The sequence below is a fragment of the Sphingomonas aliaeris genome (assembly GCF_016743815.1).
GTDB classification, from domain to species: domain Bacteria; phylum Pseudomonadota; class Alphaproteobacteria; order Sphingomonadales; family Sphingomonadaceae; genus Sphingomonas; species Sphingomonas aliaeris.
This window is the reverse complement of record NZ_CP061035.1, coordinates 1818579-1835863: the sequence shown is the minus strand read 5'-3', so window position 1 is coordinate 1835863 and position 17285 is coordinate 1818579. Positions and strand designations below refer to the sequence as shown.

21 protein-coding genes are annotated in these 17285 nt (G+C 66.3%); 12 read left to right on the top strand and 9 right to left on the bottom strand.

The window, feature by feature from the left end:
- Positions 1-37 precede the first annotated feature (37 nt).
- Positions 38-478, bottom strand: coding sequence for a response regulator (locus H5J25_RS08685; protein ID WP_202095702.1), 441 nt, complete (start codon positions 476-478; stop codon positions 38-40).
- A gap of 140 nt (positions 479-618) precedes the next feature.
- Between H5J25_RS08685 and H5J25_RS08680 the strand changes: the two genes are divergently transcribed.
- Positions 619-1944, top strand: a complete 1326-nt coding sequence (locus tag H5J25_RS08680) for a pseudouridine synthase (protein ID WP_225883456.1) — start codon at positions 619-621, stop codon at positions 1942-1944.
- 3 nt (positions 1945-1947) lie between these two features.
- Complete coding sequence (gene rsmD, locus H5J25_RS08675) at positions 1948-2484, top strand: 16S rRNA (guanine(966)-N(2))-methyltransferase RsmD (RefSeq protein ID WP_202095701.1); 537 nt, start codon at positions 1948-1950, stop codon at positions 2482-2484.
- On the opposite strand, the gene H5J25_RS08670 is transcribed toward rsmD, so the two are convergent.
- From H5J25_RS08670 to H5J25_RS08650, 5 genes are all read right to left on the bottom strand, one after another.
- A complete protein-coding gene (locus H5J25_RS08670; protein WP_202095700.1) occupies positions 2485-3753 on the bottom strand; it encodes an MFS transporter in 1269 nt (422 codons plus the stop codon). It lies immediately after the preceding gene.
- Between the two features lie 606 nt (positions 3754-4359).
- Positions 4360-5910, bottom strand: a complete 1551-nt coding sequence (locus tag H5J25_RS08665; protein WP_202096202.1) for an inorganic phosphate transporter — start codon at positions 5908-5910, stop codon at positions 4360-4362.
- Positions 5911-6133: 223 nt separating this feature from the next.
- Complete coding sequence (locus tag H5J25_RS08660) at positions 6134-6514, bottom strand: nuclear transport factor 2 family protein (protein ID WP_225883455.1); 381 nt, start codon at positions 6512-6514, stop codon at positions 6134-6136.
- Between the two features lie 120 nt (positions 6515-6634).
- On the bottom strand, positions 6635-7801 hold the full coding sequence (locus H5J25_RS08655; RefSeq protein ID WP_202095698.1) for an aspartyl protease family protein: 1167 nt from the start codon (positions 7799-7801) through the stop codon (positions 6635-6637).
- Positions 7802-7910: 109 nt separating this feature from the next.
- Positions 7911-8303 (bottom strand): GFA family protein, encoded by a 393-nt coding sequence (locus H5J25_RS08650; RefSeq protein WP_202095697.1) that lies wholly within the window; start codon positions 8301-8303, stop codon positions 7911-7913.
- 101 nt (positions 8304-8404) lie between these two features.
- On the opposite strand from H5J25_RS08650, the gene H5J25_RS08645 reads away from it, so the two are divergent.
- From H5J25_RS08645 to H5J25_RS08635, 3 genes are all read left to right on the top strand, one after another.
- Complete coding sequence (locus tag H5J25_RS08645) at positions 8405-10726, top strand: ATP-dependent helicase (protein ID WP_202095695.1); 2322 nt, start codon at positions 8405-8407, stop codon at positions 10724-10726.
- An 82-nt stretch (positions 10727-10808) separates the two neighbouring features.
- The gene (locus tag H5J25_RS08640; protein ID WP_225883454.1) at positions 10809-10976 is read left to right on the top strand and encodes a hypothetical protein; all 168 of its coding nucleotides are present in this window, start codon (positions 10809-10811) and stop codon (positions 10974-10976) included.
- The gene (locus tag H5J25_RS08635; protein ID WP_202095693.1) at positions 10976-11191 is read left to right on the top strand and encodes a DUF2283 domain-containing protein; all 216 of its coding nucleotides are present in this window, start codon (positions 10976-10978) and stop codon (positions 11189-11191) included. Before H5J25_RS08640 ends, H5J25_RS08635 begins: the two co-directional genes overlap by 1 nt.
- 22 nt (positions 11192-11213) lie before the next feature.
- On the opposite strand, the gene H5J25_RS08630 is transcribed toward H5J25_RS08635, so the two are convergent.
- A complete protein-coding gene (locus tag H5J25_RS08630) occupies positions 11214-11510 on the bottom strand; it encodes a HigA family addiction module antitoxin (RefSeq protein WP_202095691.1) in 297 nt (98 codons plus the stop codon).
- Positions 11511-11584: 74 nt separating this feature from the next.
- Here H5J25_RS08630 and H5J25_RS08625 point away from each other — a divergent pair, with 74 nt between their 5' ends.
- From H5J25_RS08625 to H5J25_RS08610, 4 genes are all read left to right on the top strand, one after another.
- Positions 11585-11827, top strand: a complete 243-nt coding sequence (locus H5J25_RS08625) for a type II toxin-antitoxin system Phd/YefM family antitoxin (protein WP_202095689.1) — start codon at positions 11585-11587, stop codon at positions 11825-11827.
- Positions 11827-12249, top strand: coding sequence for a type II toxin-antitoxin system VapC family toxin (locus H5J25_RS08620; protein ID WP_225883453.1), 423 nt, complete (start codon positions 11827-11829; stop codon positions 12247-12249). Before H5J25_RS08625 ends, H5J25_RS08620 begins: the two co-directional genes overlap by 1 nt.
- 109 nt (positions 12250-12358) lie before the next feature.
- Entirely contained in the window at positions 12359-12682 is a 324-nt protein-coding gene (locus H5J25_RS08615) for a hypothetical protein (RefSeq protein WP_202095685.1), read from the top strand.
- Positions 12683-13051: 369 nt separating this feature from the next.
- Positions 13052-13360, top strand: coding sequence for a hypothetical protein (locus H5J25_RS08610; protein WP_202095683.1), 309 nt, complete (start codon positions 13052-13054; stop codon positions 13358-13360).
- 109 nt (positions 13361-13469) lie between these two features.
- Here the strand turns inward: H5J25_RS08610 and H5J25_RS08605 are convergent, their stop codons facing one another.
- Positions 13470-13814, bottom strand: a complete 345-nt coding sequence (locus tag H5J25_RS08605) for a hypothetical protein (protein ID WP_202095681.1) — start codon at positions 13812-13814, stop codon at positions 13470-13472.
- Between the two features lie 90 nt (positions 13815-13904).
- On the opposite strand from H5J25_RS08605, the gene H5J25_RS08600 reads away from it, so the two are divergent.
- The 3 genes from H5J25_RS08600 (at position 13905) to H5J25_RS08590 (ending at position 16698) form a co-directional block, all read left to right on the top strand.
- A complete protein-coding gene (locus H5J25_RS08600) occupies positions 13905-14342 on the top strand; it encodes a cupin domain-containing protein (protein ID WP_202095679.1) in 438 nt (145 codons plus the stop codon).
- A 10-nt stretch (positions 14343-14352) separates the two neighbouring features.
- Positions 14353-15747 carry an MFS transporter gene (locus H5J25_RS08595; RefSeq protein WP_202095677.1) on the top strand — a complete coding sequence of 465 codons (1395 nt, stop codon included), beginning with the start codon at positions 14353-14355 and terminating at the stop codon, positions 15745-15747.
- Positions 15748-15828: 81 nt separating this feature from the next.
- On the top strand, positions 15829-16698 hold the full coding sequence (locus tag H5J25_RS08590; protein WP_202095675.1) for an alpha/beta fold hydrolase: 870 nt from the start codon (positions 15829-15831) through the stop codon (positions 16696-16698).
- A 211-nt stretch (positions 16699-16909) separates the two neighbouring features.
- On the opposite strand, the gene H5J25_RS08585 is transcribed toward H5J25_RS08590, so the two are convergent.
- Complete coding sequence (locus tag H5J25_RS08585) at positions 16910-17221, bottom strand: FtsB family cell division protein (protein WP_225883452.1); 312 nt, start codon at positions 17219-17221, stop codon at positions 16910-16912.
- Positions 17222-17285: the final 64 nt, after the last annotated feature.

The following is a 17285-nucleotide window of genomic DNA, read 5'->3' as shown; positions in this document are numbered from 1 at the left end:
CTAGAACCGAACGGTGCAAGAACCCTAGAGCCCCGGACTAACCCGCCGCGAACAACCGAAACCCGCTCGGCAACCTTTTCGGCGCCTTGCCATCCAGCAACTGCTCGATCGCATCGATCGCCGACAACAAACTCCGCTGCGCATAGGGCTTGGACAAACACCCGACCGCCACTTCGCTCGCGCCGACGGGGCAGGATCCGGTGACGAACATCACTGGTATCCCCGCGCCATGCGCCACGCGCGCGACGTCGATTCCGCTGCCATCGGCCAGGCTGACATCCACCAGCATGAGGTCGATCCCTCCGACGCCGTCCCCAGAACGCCGAATCACTTCCATAGCGTCCGCCACCCGGTCCACCGTGGCGACGATCTCGAACTCCTCGTCGCGCAGGAAATGCTCCGTGTCGAACGCAACCAACGGTTCGTCCTCCACGATCAGAAGCCTGCAAATACGCCGTTTCTTCTTGCCGAACAGCATGGTCCGGGAACCGCCTTTGTCCTCGTGCCCAGGTCAAAGCCCCCTGCAGCATCGTTACGCCTGTGTCTCTAACGCGCGCGTTTGAAGTTCGTCGCAACTTTTTTCGTAACTGCGCGCATTTAGGCTGTATCAGCGGGGTCGTGACCAACGCATCAAAATCCGCCGCCGATCCGAAGGACGGTCAACGCATCGCAAAGCTGCTCGCGCGCGCCGGCATCGCCTCCCGCCGTGAGATCGAGCGGATGATCGCCGATGGCCGCGTCGCGCTGAACGAGACGATCATCGATACGCCCGCGACGATCCTTGCCTCGCTCGACGGCGTCACGGTCGACGGCGTGCCCGTCGACGCGCCCACCGCCGCGCGTCTGTTCCTGTATCACAAGCCCTCCGGCCTGCTGGTGACGGAGCGCGACCCCGGCGGCCGCCCGACGATATACGACAAATTACCCAAGGACTTGCCCCGCTTGGTCCCGGTCGGCCGGCTCGATCTGAATACCGAGGGGCTGTTGCTCCTCACGACCGACGGCGAACTGAAGCGCCAGCTCGAACTCCCCTCCACCGGCGTCGAGCGCGCCTATCGCGCCCGCGCCTACGGCAACGTCACGCAGGCGCAGCTGGAGGAATTGATCCACGGCGTAGAGATCGAAGGCGTGCGCTACGGATCGATCAACGCGAATCTCGAACGCCGCACCGGCGCGAACGTCTGGATCGAAATGATCCTGACCGAGGGCAAGAATCGCGAAGTCCGCCGCGTACTGGAATTCCTCGGGCTGAAGGTCAGCCGCCTGATCCGCACGCGCTACGGCCCGTTCCTGCTCGCCGACCTGCCCGTCGGTGGCGTGGGCGAGGTGAAGGGACACGACGTCGCAGCCTTCCGCAAGAACCCGACCAAGAACCCGCCCCCCGAACGCCTGCGCCGCGACGAGAAATTCAGTCAGCGTCCCAAGCCCGAACCGGTCAAGGTCGGCACCGCACGTCCGCGCCCCGACGGCCCCCCGCCCCGCCCCCGGCGCACCCAGCCGCCGCCCCAGCCCGGTTCAGGCCGGCAAGCCCGCGACGCGCATCACCCGCGAAGTCGCCTCCGCCGCCGACCGCGCGACCTTCGTCGACAACCCCAATCGCGGAAAACGCGCCAGTGGCCGCCCCGCCCGCCCCGATCCGAAGGCGACCGGCTGGCAACCTTCGCTCGACCAGGCCCCGCGCGACGCGGCACCCACCGCGACAACCCCCGGTGCCCGCCCGAAACGCTTCTACGACGCAAAGCCGCCCCGCGATGCAAGCGCCGGCGACCGCCCAGCGCGCGTGTTCAATCCCGAACTCGGCCGCAACGTCCGCGCCAAGCCCGCGCGCCCGCCGCGCGAGGCCGGCACCGGCGCACGCAGCGAAACCCGCCCCTCGACCCGCCCCACCCCACGTGGCGGCGGCAAGCCTACGGGTGCCAAGCGCCCCCGACCAACCGGAAATAAGTCATGCGCATCATCTCGGGCCAATGGCGCGGTCGTCAGATCGTCGCTCCAAAGGGTGACGCTACCCGCCCGACCGCGGATCGCACGCGCGAGACGTTGTTCTCGATGCTCACCAGCCGCCTCGGCAGTTTCGAAGGGCTCGCCGTCGCGGACCTGTTCGCAGGCTCCGGCGCGCTCGGGCTTGAGGCATTGTCGCGCGGCGCCGCCTCCTGTGTCTTTGTCGAACAGGACAAGCCCGCGCTCGATGCGCTGCGCCTCAACATCGAAAAACTCGGCGCGCAGGCCGATGTGCGCCCCGGATCGGTCATGGCGCTCGGCCACGTCGTCAAGCCGCTAGACGTGATCCTGATGGACCCGCCCTACGCCTCGGGCGCGGGCGCTGTCGCGCTCGACAAGCTCGGCCGCTCGGGCTGGGTCGGACCCGCGACGTGGATCAGCATCGAGACCGGCCGCGACGAAAAGATCGCTGTCGACGGCTTCGAGATCGATGTCGAACGCGTCTCCGGCAAGGCCAAGCTCACCATCCTGCGCCCCTCCTGATCACCGCCGCAACAGCATCAACCCACCAAGGCTGACGACGCCCGCCACGATCAGATACACCCCGACCAGCGCCAGCCCGCCCCGCGCGGCCAGTGCGGTCGCGGCGATCGGGGCCAGCGCGCCGCCAAAAATTCCGCCCAGATTGAACGCGATCGACACGCCGGTATAGCGCACCCCCGGCTCGAACAGCGACGGCAGCCATCCGCCCAGCGGCCCGTACGCGAACCCCATCACGAACAGCCCGAACGCCAGCCACGCGAACACCACCCACAGGCTCGCCGCGCCCAGCATCGGCCCCATCAGCAACCCAGTGACGATGCACCCGACGAACCCCAGCCGCAGCATCGCCTGCGCGCCCGTCTGGTCCGCCCAAATGCACGACACGACCACGCCCAAAGCAAGGAACAGGATCGCGCCGATCTCAACGCCCAGAAACGCCTGCCGCCCATGCCCCAGCACCGTCGTCCCGTAACTCAGCGCGAACGCCGTCGTCAGATAGAAGAGCGCAAAACACGCGATCACGCCCACCGTCCCCGCGATCGTCGGGCGCAGGTGCGACCGGAACAGCTCGGCGATCGGCACCTTGGGCAAGGTATGATGCGCTGCCGCTTCGCGGAACGCCGGGGTCTCGGTCAGCTTCAGCCGTACCCACAGCCCCAGCCCGACCAGCGCCGCACTCGCCAGAAACGGCACGCGCCAGCCCCAGTCGCGGAATTGCTGATCGTCCAGCATCGTGCCGAGCAGCAGGAAGAATCCGTTCGCCGCGATGAACCCGATCGGCGCACCGAGCGGCGGGAACATGCCGTAGCGATTCTCATATCCGGGTGGAGCGTTCTCCACCGCCAGCAAACTCGCCCCGCCCCATTCGCCGCCAAGCCCGAACCCCTGCGCGAACCGCAGCACGCACAGCAGGAACGGCGCGATCCAGCCGACCTGCGCATAGGTCGGCAGAAACGCGATCGCCACCGTCGCGCCGCCCATCAGCATCAGCGATCCGACCAGGGTCGACTTGCGCCCCAGCCGATCCCCGAAATGCCCGAACACCGCCGCCCCCAGCGGCCGCGCGAAAAAGGCCAGGCCGAAGCTGGCATAGGACAACATCGTCTGCGCCGACGCGCTTTCTGCGGGGAAAAATAGCGGCCCGAACACCAAAGCCGCCGCAGTTGCGTAGATGTAGAAATCGTAGAATTCGACCGACGTCCCGATCAGGCTCGCGGTCAGGATGCGGCGATGTCCGGGCGTCGGGGCGTGGCTGAATGATGCACTCATCCCGCCTCCATACCGCTCCCGCCGCGATTGTCGAAAGCCGCGCGTTGTTCAGGAGCGTGACGCGTTGGGGCTCGGACGGTCCGGTGGTCGATAGGATCCACGCGCTGCTAAGCCGACACGACCGATGCTCAGGAGTCTTTACCCCCCACCCCGTTCGTGCTGAGCCTGTCGAAGCACCTGCCCCAACCACCGGCTCGCCGGATGGCTTACCGCCAGCCTCAAACCACGGTCATCCCCGGATGACCCACCGCCAGCCTCAAAACCACCGTCATCCCCGCGAAGGCGGGGATCCATAACGGCTGCCGGTTCGAAAGGCGCCGTAACCTCGGTGACTATGGATTCCCGCCTGCGCGGGAATGACGATTGTCTGGGCTTATCCAAAGCAGGAACCACAGACCGCTCCGTCAAGCCGCTAGCGCCCTCCCCAACCCACCGTTCGTTTCGAGCGAAGTCGAGAAACCGCCCCACACGACCGTCCCCAAGTTTCTCAACTTCGCTCGAAACGAACGGTGGGGGTTATGCAGATAGAATTGAGGCCTCGTTCAAGTGCCGCTGCGAGAGAGCCTAGCCCCCGCGAGCCCCCGCACCCCCGGCTCGCAACCAACCCTACCAGCCGAACACCCGAACCGCCGTCAGCAACCCCCAATACAACCCGCCCGACAGCAGCATCGCCGCCGGCAGCGTCATCACCCAGGCCAGCGCCATGTTGCGGATCGTCCGCCCCTGCAGTCCCTGCCCGTTGGCGACCGACGAACCGGCCACGGCGGAGGTCAGGATATGCGTCGTGGACACTGGCAGGCCGAACCGCTCCGCCGCCAGGATCACGGAGGCCGCGACGATTTCCGCCGATGCGCCCATGCCGTAGGTCATGTGGCTCTTGCCGATCTTCTCGCCGACCGTGACCACGATCCGCTTCCAGCCGACCATCGTGCCCAACCCCAGTGCGAGCGCGACGCTGATTTTCACCCAGAGAGGAATGAACCGCGTGCCGCTTTCCAGCATCGTCTGATACGCCTCGATCCCCTTCAGTTCGGGCTCGGAAAAGTGCGCGCTGGCGGTCTTCGCCTTGGTCATCAGCCGCGTCGTATCCAGCACCAGATACATGTCGTTCCGCACGTTCGATGCGACGCCTGCGGGCACATTGCTCAGCGCGCCATAGCTGCCGACCCGCGCCGCCAGATCGCGCGACACCGTTTCCACCGCGCCATAGACGCGCGGATCGTCGACCGTCTTCGCCTGCAACGCCGTCGTCAGCACGCCGCGCGCCTCGGCCGGCGCGACATCCAGCCCGCCGGATTTGGCATCGAACGTCGCCGCCGCGCCGTTCGCCGCCTGAATGAAGGCCGGCGTCGCCGCGCTCGGCAGCGTGCGATTCAACGCATAGGCGGTCGGCGCGCACCCAATCAGGATCAGCATGATCAGCCCCATGCCCTTCTGCCCGTCATTCCCGCCATGCGCGAAGCTGACCGCGGTGCAGGTAAAGATCAGCAATGCGCGAATGCCCCTGGGCGGCGGCTCGCCCTCGACCGGCGGCGCATACAAAGCGGGCTTGCGCACCACGCGCTTCATCACAAAGAGGAAGATCAAAGCGGCGACGAAGCCGATCAGCGGCGCCATCCACAGCCCGGTCATCACCTTCTGCACCTGCGCCCAATCCAGCCCGGTTGTTCCCCCGGCCCCGCCGCCCGACAGCAACTGGTTCGCCACGCCCACGCCCAGGATCGATCCGATCAGCGTGTGGCTCGAACTGTTCGGCAGACCGACATACCAGGTCGCCAGATTCCACAGCACCGCGGCCAGCAGCAGCGAGAAGATCATCGCGAACCCGGCCGCGCTCCCCACGTTCAGGATCAGCGCCACCGGCAACAACGTGATGATCGAATAGGCCACCGCGCCCGACGACAGCATCACACCGAGAAAGTTGAAGAAGCCCGACCAGATCACCGCCAGATGCGCCGGCATCGCATTGGTGTAGATCACCGTCGCGACGGCGTTGGCGGTGTCGTGGAATCCGTTGACGAATTCGAACCCCAACGCGATCAGCAGCGCGAGGCCGAGAAAGGCGAACACGCCCAGCGCCAGGCTTTCGCCCACCTGCCGCGTGTCCACGAACACGCTGAACCCGGCATAGGCGAAGCCGCCGACCAAAGCGATCATGAACAGGATCCGCGCGGTCGGGGAGATCGGTCGATCGAACCCGCCATGCGCGGGGACTGTCGCCAACCCCGTCGGCGTGATTGGCACGGACGCAAACGCAGCGGGGGCCGGCTCTTCAGCCGCTATAACGTGTGTTGGCATGATGGCCCCGCCTTTGCCGGGCTACGTTACACGTTGATGACGGTTCCGTGACGATCGCGTGGCCGTCCCGCGCCGGTGCGTTTCACCCGTTGGTCAGGCGCGACGCCATCAGCGGCAGGATCGTGTTCAATGCCTTTAACGGCCGCATCATCACCTTGAACTCGGTGATCCGCCCATCCGCATCCCAACTGATCATGTCGATCCCGTCGATCTGGATCCCGTCGATCGACAGCATGAACTCCAGCACAGCCGATCGCTCCGCGCGCCATTCGCCCACATATCTGAAATCGGGTCGTTTCAGCACCAGCATCGCCGCGGTCAGATACCGCACTGTCAGCACGCGACCGATCTGCGGCGTATGCACGGCGGGCGAATGGAACACGCAATCCTCACCGATCAGCGCCTCCAGCGCCGCCGGGTCGCCGCTCTTCACATAGGCATGCCATCGATCCACTACGTCCATCCGCATCCTCCAGCCGATCCGATTTTGTGCCGGACCGTTAGCGCGCCTCGATGCAGAAAAATACCGCAGGAATTCCGGAAACCCGTCTGTCGGCCCGACTTCGCTACAGATACGGCTTCGCTACAGATACGGCGCCAGGGCGACTCGCACGGTCGCGGGCGTCCCGCCGCGGTCGATCTGCAAGCTGATCTCCGTCCCCGGCGGTCCGGACAGCGTGCGCAACAGCGCGGGAAACGGCGCGCCCGTGATGTGATCTCCGATCTTCAGCCCCGCCGCCGCCGCCGGACTGCCCGTCCCGACATCGGCGATCGTCACCTGGTCGCGCTCGCCGCTCAGCCACAGCCCCGACAGGCCGTAACGGTCCCTCAGCGGTTCCGGACTGGCATGTCTCTGCACCCACAACGCCCTGGCCTTCACTTCGGTCGACAGGTTGAACTGCCGCAGCACGCTCAGCCCGATGATCCCGTCCACGCCGTCGCGCGTCGTTCCGTTGCGCACCATGACCAGCGGGCGTTCGAACCGCGCGCCGCCGAATTCCACCACGTCGCTCCGAACCAGCCGCGCCAGATTGTCCTGTCCGCCGATCCCGCTGGGTCGCACCGGCGCATAAGGCCGCGTGTCGTTCCACAGATCCAGCTCGCGCGCCGATCGCCGGTTGATCGAAAAGCCCCCCGGCGCGCCGGTATCCAGCAGAAAGCGAAAACGCCGCCCATTGATCGTCGCGTCGCCGAACAGTTGCGACGATCCCGTCACGTCGGTCTTGATCGCGTCGCCGATGCGGAAGAACCCCGTCCGGTCCGGCCGCCCGCCCGGATAGGTCCGCCACTCGCCCTTCTCGATATCCAGGTCGCTGTCCGCGCCGGTCAGCATCCCCGCCGCCAATGCCCCGCGTATGTCCGGGCCGAACCCGCTGTCGCGACCGGCAAAGGCCACGCCACGCTGCCGGGCGCCGCCGCCGAACACCACGTCGCGCGCCAGATAGAGCGGCATCGTCACGGGCCCGCCGACTCCCGAGGCGACGAGTGACCGGCGCTGGTCCAGCTTCAACGATTTCGCCAGCACATCGTCGATGATGCTCACAACCGCGCCCGTATCCAGCATGAAGAGATAGGGTCCGGCACCCTGGATGGTCAGCGCCATCACCACCCGCCCGTCCATCAGCGCGACCCGGCTGACGATCGGGCGCGAGTCCTGCACCGCGCTCTCCGCCACCGCGGCGCGCGCCATACCGGTCGCCAGTGCCGCGCCACCCAGGCCGAGCGCTCGAACTACGTCACGGCGGTCCATCCACGATCTCCCCGGAACTAAGCACGGTCTTGTAATGGCCGATCCGCCGCGCACAACGCTCCGTCACGCGCATCCCTGCCCGGCCGAGCCGCGCCCGGGACGAAACCCGTTAGCTCGGATAGCGTGCGAACTTCGGCAGCGCCTCGAACTCGTCCATCCATTTCGCCGCATCCGCCGTCTGGATGCGCGCCTGCGGGGGCAGCGCCTCGATATCGTCCAGGCTCGCCGTCTGGATGTCGATCTTTCCCGGGAAAACCGTGTCGCTAAGGAAGAACAGACCCGTCCCGCACGTCGCGCAGAATTGCCGCTGCACGTCGCCCGACGAATTGTGGCTCGCCGGCGTTCCGGTGATCCTGACCGCCTCGATCGGGAACAAGGCCCAGCCCGTCAGGAACGCCCCCGACGACTGGCGGCATTCGTTGCATTCGCACAGCGCGCTATAATCGGGCGTCCCGTCCGCCTCGTATCGCACCGCGCCGCATCGGCATCCACCCGTCACCATTACCGGCCTCCTTAGCGTTGCCGCTTTGTTCCACACCCGGTTCGACTCCGCAATCCCCAATCCGCTTGCCCCCCGCGCCCGCGTTCCCTACCTGTTCACGAATGTCGCTCAGCCCAGTATCGCAGCAAGAACCGCCCTACATCAACGGGCTGAACCCGCCCCAGCGGGAGGCCGTGCTGACCACCGAAGGCCCGGTCCTCGTTCTCGCCGGCGCGGGCACGGGCAAGACCGCCGCGCTCACCGCCCGGCTCGCGCACCTGCTCTGGACGAAGCGCGTCTGGCCGTCCGAGATCCTCAGCGTCACCTTCACCAACAAGGCCGCGCGCGAGATGAAGCACCGCGTCCGCAACATCGTCGGCGACGTGGTGGAGGGCATGCCCTGGCTCGGCACGTTCCACGCGATCGGTGCGAAGATGCTCCGCCGCCACGCAGAACTCGTCGGCCTGCAATCCAACTTCACCATCCTCGACACAGACGATCAGATGCGGCTGCTGAAACAGCTCATCGTCGCTGCCGATATCGACGAGAAACGCTGGCCCGCGCGCCAGCTCGCCGGGGTGATCGACGGCTGGAAGAATAAGGGCCTCACGCCCGCCGACATCGATGCGGGCGAAAGCGAACTCTACGCCAACGGCCGCGGCGGCGAGATGTATGCCGACTACCAAACGCGCCTGATCGCGCTAAACGCCTGCGATTTCGGCGACCTGCTGCTCCACATGCTCGTCATCCTGAAGCGCGACCGCGAAGTGCTGGCCGAATATCAGCGCCGCTTCAAATACATCATGGTCGACGAATATCAGGACACGAACAGCGTCCAGTATCTCTGGCTCCGCCTGCTCGCACAGGAGCGCAAGAACATCTGCTGCGTCGGCGACGACGACCAGTCGATCTATTCCTGGCGTGGCGCACAGGTGGAGAACATCCTGAAATTCGAGAAGGACTTCCCCGGCGCGAAGGTCATCCGGCTCGAACAGAATTACCGCTCCACCCCGCATATCCTGGGCGCAGCCTCCGGCGTCATCGCCAACAATAGCGGGCGCCTCGGCAAGCAGCTCTGGACCGATCTCGACGTCGGCGACAAGGTCAAGGTCCTCGGCGTATGGGACGGGCCGGAGGAGGCGCGCCGCGTCGGTGACGAGATCGAGGGGACGCAGCGCGACGGCAAGTCGCTGGACGAGGTCGCGATCCTCGTCCGCGCGCAGCACCAGACCCGCGAGTTCGAGGACCGCTTCATCGCGATCGGCATGCCGTACCGCATCGTCGGCGGCTTCCGCTTCTACGAACGCGCCGAAATCCGCGACGCGCTCGCCTATCTCCGCGTCGTCGCGCAGCCGGCGGACGACCTCGCCTTCGAACGCATCGTCAACGTCCCCAAACGCGGCCTTGGCGACAAGGCGGTGCAGAAGGTCCACCAGCTCGCCCGCGCCGAGGGCATTCCGCTCACCACCGCCGCCGCGCGCATCCTCGACACCGACGAACTGACCGGCGCCGCCCGCCGCTCGCTCGGCAACCTCGTCGGCGACATGGCCAGATGGCGCAGCATGGCGGGCGAGATGCCGCACCCCGATCTCGCGCGCCAGATCCTCGACGAAAGCGGCTATACCGCCATGTACCAGGCGGAGAAATCCGCCGAAGCCGCCGGTCGCCTCGAAAACCTCACCGAACTCGTCCGCGCGATGGAGGAATATGAAAACCTCGGCGCGTTCCTCGAACATGTCAGCCTCGTCATGGATAACGAGAGCAATGCCGAGGACCCCAAGGTCACGATCATGACGATCCACGCCGCGAAGGGGCTGGAATATGACACCGTCTTCCTCGTCGGCTGGGAAGAAGGGCTGTTCCCCTCGCAACGCTCGCTGGACGAAGGCGGCCTCGCCAGCCTGGAGGAGGAGCGCCGCCTCGCCTACGTCGCGATCACCCGCGCCCGCCGCCGCGCGACGATCATCCACGCCGCTAACCGCCGCATCTACGGCCAGTGGACCAGCTCGATCCCCAGCCGCTTCGTCGGCGAACTCCCGCCCGAACATACCGATAGCGAGACGACCATGTCCGGCGGCGAAAGCCTGTGGCGCGCCAACTGGTCCGAACGCGCCGACCCCTTCGCCGATGTCGCGCGCGGCACCGGCCGAGGCCCCGGCTGGCAACGCGCCGCGGGCCTGTCCCCCGGCATAGACCCGGCCAAACCCGGCGGCGCCTTCACCAGCCGAACCTTCTCCCGCGAACCCTCGCGCGTCGTGGAGGCCCGAGCCAGCGCCGTCAGCCTCGGCAACAAGGGCCGCGACGACGTGAGCATCGGCATGCGCGTCTTCCACCAGAAGTTCGGCTACGGCGCGATCGCCGAAATCGAGGGAAACAAGCTGGAGATCGACTTCGAGACCGCAGGGCGGAAGCGGGTTATGGACAGCTTTGTTACGGTGGGGTGAGGGATTGAAGACGACGCGCTATTTCGAGGAACAGGTTCTCCGCAAGCGACCCTACATCAAGGTCGAATAGATCGAAACCGTCATGGCCGCCCCGCTGACCAGGATCGTTCAGGAAGACGGGCGCATCAGACTTTGGGCCGGTGTGGTAGACGACACCGGCAAAACCTATATCTTGCGTGTCGTGACGCTGGAAGACGGCGAGACGGTGCACAACGCCTTCTTCGACCGCAATTACCGCGAGGCCGAGTGATGAAGCTGCATTATTATCCCGAAACCGACAGTATCTACATCGAGCTGCGGACGGTGCCCGGTGCCGAAACACGAGAGGTCGCGGACGGCGTCAACATCGATCTCGACGCCGGCGGCAATATCGTCGGCATCGACATCGACCACGCCTCGACCAAACTGGACCTCGCGACGTTGGAAACCACGGCGTTGCCGCTGCGGGATTCGAAGGCGGCGTAAACGCAGCGCCTTCAAACTGGCACTAAGCCGCCACCCGCTCCACCTCGATCCCCGCCTCCCGCGCACGCACTTCCGCGAGGTCATGCGCCGCCTGCATCCGCATCAGCGTATCCGCGCTCAGACCGAACGCCTTCTCGAACCGGATCGCCATTTCAGCGGACCAACCCGCCCGCCCGCCGAGCAAATTGCTCATCGCCTGACGCGTCACGTGCAGTTTGGCGGCGGCGTCCGTCACCGAAAGGCAATGCCGCTCGACGATCTCCGCGCGCAGCCACGCCCCCGGATGCACTGCGAAACTTGAATGAAGCTTGATTCCCATAAAAATCCCAAGCCTACGCCTTACGCGGTCATAAAATTTTTGATATAGTCACAAACCTAGTCAGGAGCGCGCCAGTGGACAGTATCAACCTCGCCGACGCCAAATCGCATCTCAGCGAGATTATCGATCGGGTCGAAGCCGGCGAAAGCATCGAGATCACCCGCCGAGGCAAACCCGCCGCCGAACTTCGCCCGCTCAAGACGCCTCGGCAGAAGATCGACGTCGCGGCTCTGCGCAAGCTGCACGACGGACAACAGATGCAAACCGTCCCTGCCGGAGACTTCATCCGGCAGATGCGCGACGCCGACCGGTATTGATGGTCTATCTGGACACGTCCGCCATCGTCGCAGCGCTCACGCTGGAACCCCATAGCGAGCGCATCATATCGTGGATGGCGGAGCAGCCGGAAGGGACGCTTCATGTCAGCGACTGGTGCGATACCGAGGTGTCGAGCGCCCTTGGTCTCAAACTTCGCACCGGTGCGCTGTCCGTCGAGAAGCGCGCCGAGGCGCTGGCGATGTGGCACGGCTGGCGCGATCGGGTGCTTATGACGTCCCCCATTGCGGCGAGCCATTTCATCACCGCCGCCGCCTATCTCGACCAACACAAACTGGGCCTTCGCGCCGGGGATGCGCTTCATCTCGCCGTCGCGGCCGCCGCCGGACTTCGTATCGTCACGCTCGATCGCATGATGGCGAGCGCCGCGCTGGAACTCGGCATACCGGTCGAGCCGATCTGACCCGTCCCAAACCTGTACCTCACCCTACAACCACATTCAGCAACGATAACCGCAGCCACGCGTATCCCCGTCATATCGGCCCAGTTCGGGCCCCATGAGAGGATATGCCATGAAGATCACACACTTGATCGCCGCTGCTTTGATGGTCGCCGGTATCGGCGCGGCGCCCGAGGCGTCGGCGCAGCGTTATGATGGCGGCGCTTATGCGCAGGACATCCGCTACGACCGGCATGATCGCGACGACCGTCGCTGGGATCGCCGCGACGACCGCCGTTGGGACCGCCGCGACAATCGTCGCTGGGATCGTCGTGGCAATCGCGGCTGGTCGCAGCGGGACAATGGCCGTCATCTCGGCTGGCGCAACGGCCGCGGCGGGCGGGACAATTGCCGCCTCGTCTATCGCAACGGCAACCGCTACACCGTCTGCCGCTGATCCGGCCTGACGAACGGGAGGGGCCAGCGCCCCTCCCGCCCGTCGGCTCACCACCCCCGACCATCGGGCGGACTTCGATACTGCCAAAACTCGATCGTCATCCCCGCGCAGGCGGGGATCCATACTCCCCGCCCAACCCGTTGCAGCGCCCCGACAGCGAAAATCGTCCATCACCCTCACCCGTCGCGCCACATTGTCCGCCGAGCCCCCGGCAAACAAACCCCTGTCCTACACATAAGCCATCACCGCATAGACTGGCGATGACAGATCCCCTCGCCTTCACCCCCCGTCCCCGGCTGCACCCGTCACGACGGCTGGACCCCGCAACGCCAGATTGCCTTTATCGACGCGCTCGGCACGATCGGCATCGTGTCGACCGCCGCGAAATCGATCGGCATGTCGCGCAAATCCGCTTATTCGCTGCGCAAACGCCCCGGCGCGGAAAGCTTCGCCGCCGCGTGGGACGCCGCGCTGGAACAGGGCCGCGCCAACGCGCTCTCCACCGCCATCGCGCGCGTCATGACCGGCGTCGCGAAGCCGGTCTTCTATCGCGGTCGTCAGATCGGGGAGCGGCGCACCTTCAATGATGGCCTGCTGATCGCCGCGTTGGTGGCGACGGCGAAGGACAATGATCCGGCGCTGCGCGAGGCGATGAAACCGTTCGACTGGAGGGAATGATCCCGGTGCGCATTTTGGCCGACACCACCCGTTTCGTCGCGCCGACCACGCGCTTCACCGACGTGCGGCGCGAAAACGCCGGGACTTCGTCACCTTTGCCGGGCGAGCCTCAGCCCGCTTCGACCGCCATCAACGTCGTGTCGGCATATTTGAAGCTGCCCTGGTCGAACAGCGAACTGACCGTGAAGGCGCGCGGCGTGATGCGCACGCCGGTCAGGCCGACCAGCTTGAACGTACCGATCTTCGGTTCCTTGGGCGGCTTGCCGTCGCGCGCCAGAACCTCGGCATCGATGAACAGCTCGTCATGCTTGGTGTAGATGACGTGTGGCGCCAGCGTCATCTCGACCTTGTTGTAGGTCGCGGCGATGCACATCTTGCGCACGATCGCCTCGAAGATGATCGGGGTCGTGGTCGGCACGGCTGCGGCGGGGCGCTCGGCGGTCAAGGTCGTCATCCCTCCCATTTAAACGTTGCGCTGCAGTGCAGCAACCCGCATTCACGGTAAACGTTGTCACCGATAACGGAAACACAGGATTTCGCGTTCGTGTCCGATCCCGCCGCCCTGATCGCCAGTCTGGACCTGTCGCCTCATCCCGAAGGCGGCTGGTATCGCGAGACGTTTCGCCAGCCGGCGCCCGATGGCGGTCGCGGCCTCTCAACCGCGATCCTGTTCCTGCTGGAGGATGCCCAGCGGTCGCACTGGCACACGGTCGATGCCGCCGAACTGTGGTTCTGGCATGCCGGCCACCCTTTGACGCTGCTGATCCACGATGGCGCACCGGCCACGCATCTGCTCGGCCCGGACGTACTTGCCGGCCAGGTCCCGCAGGCGATCGTCCCGACCGGCGCGTGGCAGGCGGCGGAGGCGCGCGACGGTTGGGCTTTGGTCAGCTGCGTCGTCACTCCAGCCTTTGAATTTACGGGATTTAATCTCGCACCACCGGGCTGGTCGCCGGGTTGCGATCGCGCGCCAGAAGCGTAATCGGGTGGCCATGACCGATGGCCTCCCCATGCCCCGCCGCCTGCTCGCGATCGGCGCCCTGTGCTGCGGTACCGCGCTGATCATCATCGACGGCGCGGTCGCCACCGTCGCCTTGCCGACGATCGCGCGCGACCTGCATGTCGATCAAAGCGCGGTCGTCGCGGTCGTCACCGTCTACCAGTTGACGCTGGTCATGCTGCTGCTGCCCTTTGCCGGGCTGGGCGACCGGATCGGGCTGAAGCGGATGTACCAGATCGGGCAGCTCGTCTTCACCGTCGCGACGATCCTGTGCTTCTTCGCCAAGAGCCTCCCCTTCCTGCTCGTCGTCCGCGTCATGCAGGCGGGCGGCGCGGCGGCGGCGCTCAGCGTTTCGTCCGCCTTGATCCGGCAAGTCTATCCGTCGCAGCAACTGGGCCGTGGGCTCGGCATCAACTCGGTGATCGTCTCCAGCAGTGCCGCCGCCGCGCCGACGATCGGTGGCCTCGTCCTCGCGGTCGCGCCCTGGCCCTGGGTCTTCGCCAGCGCGGTGCCCTTCGCCATCCTGTCGCTGTTTCTCGGCCGCGCGCTGCCCGTGTCCAAACCGCGCGACACGCGCTTCGACGTGCTCGGCGCAATCATGTGCGCGGCGATGTTCGGGCTGGTGATCGGCGGCCTCGAAAGCGCAGTACACGGCGACTCTCCCGTCGTCTCCGCCGCGATCGTGCTCACCGGCGCGCTGATCGGTGTGTTCTTCGTCCGCCGCGAACGGCATGAAGCGGACCCGATCCTGCCGATCGATCTGCTCGCCCGCCCCGTCCTCGCGCTGTCGGTGGTCGGCGCCTACACCGCCTTCATCGCATCGATGACGCTATTGCTCTCGACCCCCTTCCGCCTCGCCCAGGCCGGCTTCACTCCGGCGCAGATCGGTGCGGCCATCGCGCCCTGGCCGCTGACCAACATGATCGTCGCGCCGCTTGCCGGCTGGCTGTCGGATCGCATTCCGGCGGGCATACTCGGCGGGATCGGCATGGCGATCTCGATCACGGCCCTGCTGCTGCTCGCCTTCATGCCGCCGGACCCCGGCTGGTTCGACGTCGCGTGGCGAATGGCATTGTGCGGATCGGGCTTCGGCACGTTCCTGCCCCCCAACGCCCGCCTGATCATCGGCAGCGCCCCGCGTGAGCGCGCGGCCGCGGCGGGCGGGCTCGTCTCCACCGTCCGCCTCGTCGGGCAGACGACCGGCGCCACTTTGGTCGCGGCCTTGCTCGCAGCCGGGATCGGCGCGGGCCGCATCCCCGCCTTCGTCGCCGCGACGCTGGCGCTCGTCGCCGGCCTGTGCAGCCTCGCCCGCCTCCGCCCATCGATCCGCAACCCGCAAAAGGAGGAAGTCGCCGAACAGGTCTCGACGCTCAAACAGGCGCGGTAATGGCGCGTTAGCGACACGGCCCGGAACGTGTCCCGCCAAGGCTCGTTCACTCGCCGACATCCAACGAAGCGGAGCGACCACATGCCCTATATCAAGACGCGCGACGGCACGGACCTGTACGTCAAGGATTGGGGCAGCGGCCGTCCCGTCGTCCTGATCCACGGCTGGCCACTGTCGGCCGACAGCTGGGATGCGCAGGCAATGGCGCTGGCCGAGGCGGGCTTCCGCGCGATAGCGTACGACCGGCGCGGCTTCGGCCGGTCGGGGCAACCCTGGACCGGCTACGACTATGATACGCTGTCGGACGATCTGGCGGACGTGCTGGAACAGACCGGCGCCACCAGCGACGCGACTTTGGTCGGCTTCTCGATGGGCGGCGGCGAGGTCGCCCGCTACATGAGCCGCCACGAAGGCAAGGGCGTCGTCGCGGCTGGCCTGATCGCCTCCGTCGTCCCCTATATGTTGAAGACGGAGGACAACCCGCACGGCGTGCCGGAAGAGACGCTGCAGAGCATCGGCGACGGCATCCGCAAGGATCGGTTCGGGTTCTGGACCAGCTTCTTCAAGGACTTTTTCGGCGTCGGCATGATCTCGTCCCCGGTCAGCGACGAGACGATCGACTGGGCCCGCCACACCACGATGCTCGCCGGTCTGAAGCCGATCCTGGAATGCGCCAAGTCGTTCGGCCACACCGATTTCCGCGGCGACCTCCCCGCCTTCCGCGTCCCCACTTTGGTGGTGCACGGCACCGCCGACAAAACCGTCCCGATCGACGCCACCGGACGCGCCGCGGCCAAGGGCATCGCCGGCGCGCAACTGGTCGAATATGACGGCGCACCGCACGGCCTGACCGTAACGGAAAGCGACCGGTTCACCAACGATCTGCTCACCTTCCTAGGCCGCGGTCGCGACGGCGCGGTCAGCAACGGACGCGAGGACGCTGTTCGCTAAGGGATCCGGGCCGACCGTCGGATTGATCGCGGCGGTCGGCCGATCACAGCGCCCACCATCGTCATCCCGGACTAGTTCCGGGATCCACCCAACCGCGAGCAACTCGCCAGGAGATCCGAACGGGTTGCACGCCGCGCGGTGTACCCCCGAACGGGTCCGGGGTTACAGCAATGTTCGAAACCAACCGGTACCAACGTCGACCGATGCCGCCTCAGTTCAGCGGAACGATCATCTCGTCCGGATGCACGACGTTCAGCTTCTTGCGCGTCAGTTCGTCCACCATGTCGGGGTCGGCCTTGCGCGGGTCGAGCAAAGCGACCTTGTTCTGCCATTCCGCCCGCTTGGCGTTCAGCACCACCAACCGCCGTTCGCTCACCGCCAGCTTGCGCTTCACGTCGCCATACGCGCGCGCCCCGTTCGGCCCGAACATCGTATACGCACCCAGCCCGGCGATGACGATTACCGCCACCGCGGGCACGATCGCGCGGCGGAGCATGACGTTGAAGGTGGAACGCTTGGCCATCCGCGATTCCTGTCAGCCCCGGCGCGCGCAATCAAGCGTTTTTTAACCACATTCCGGTTCGACT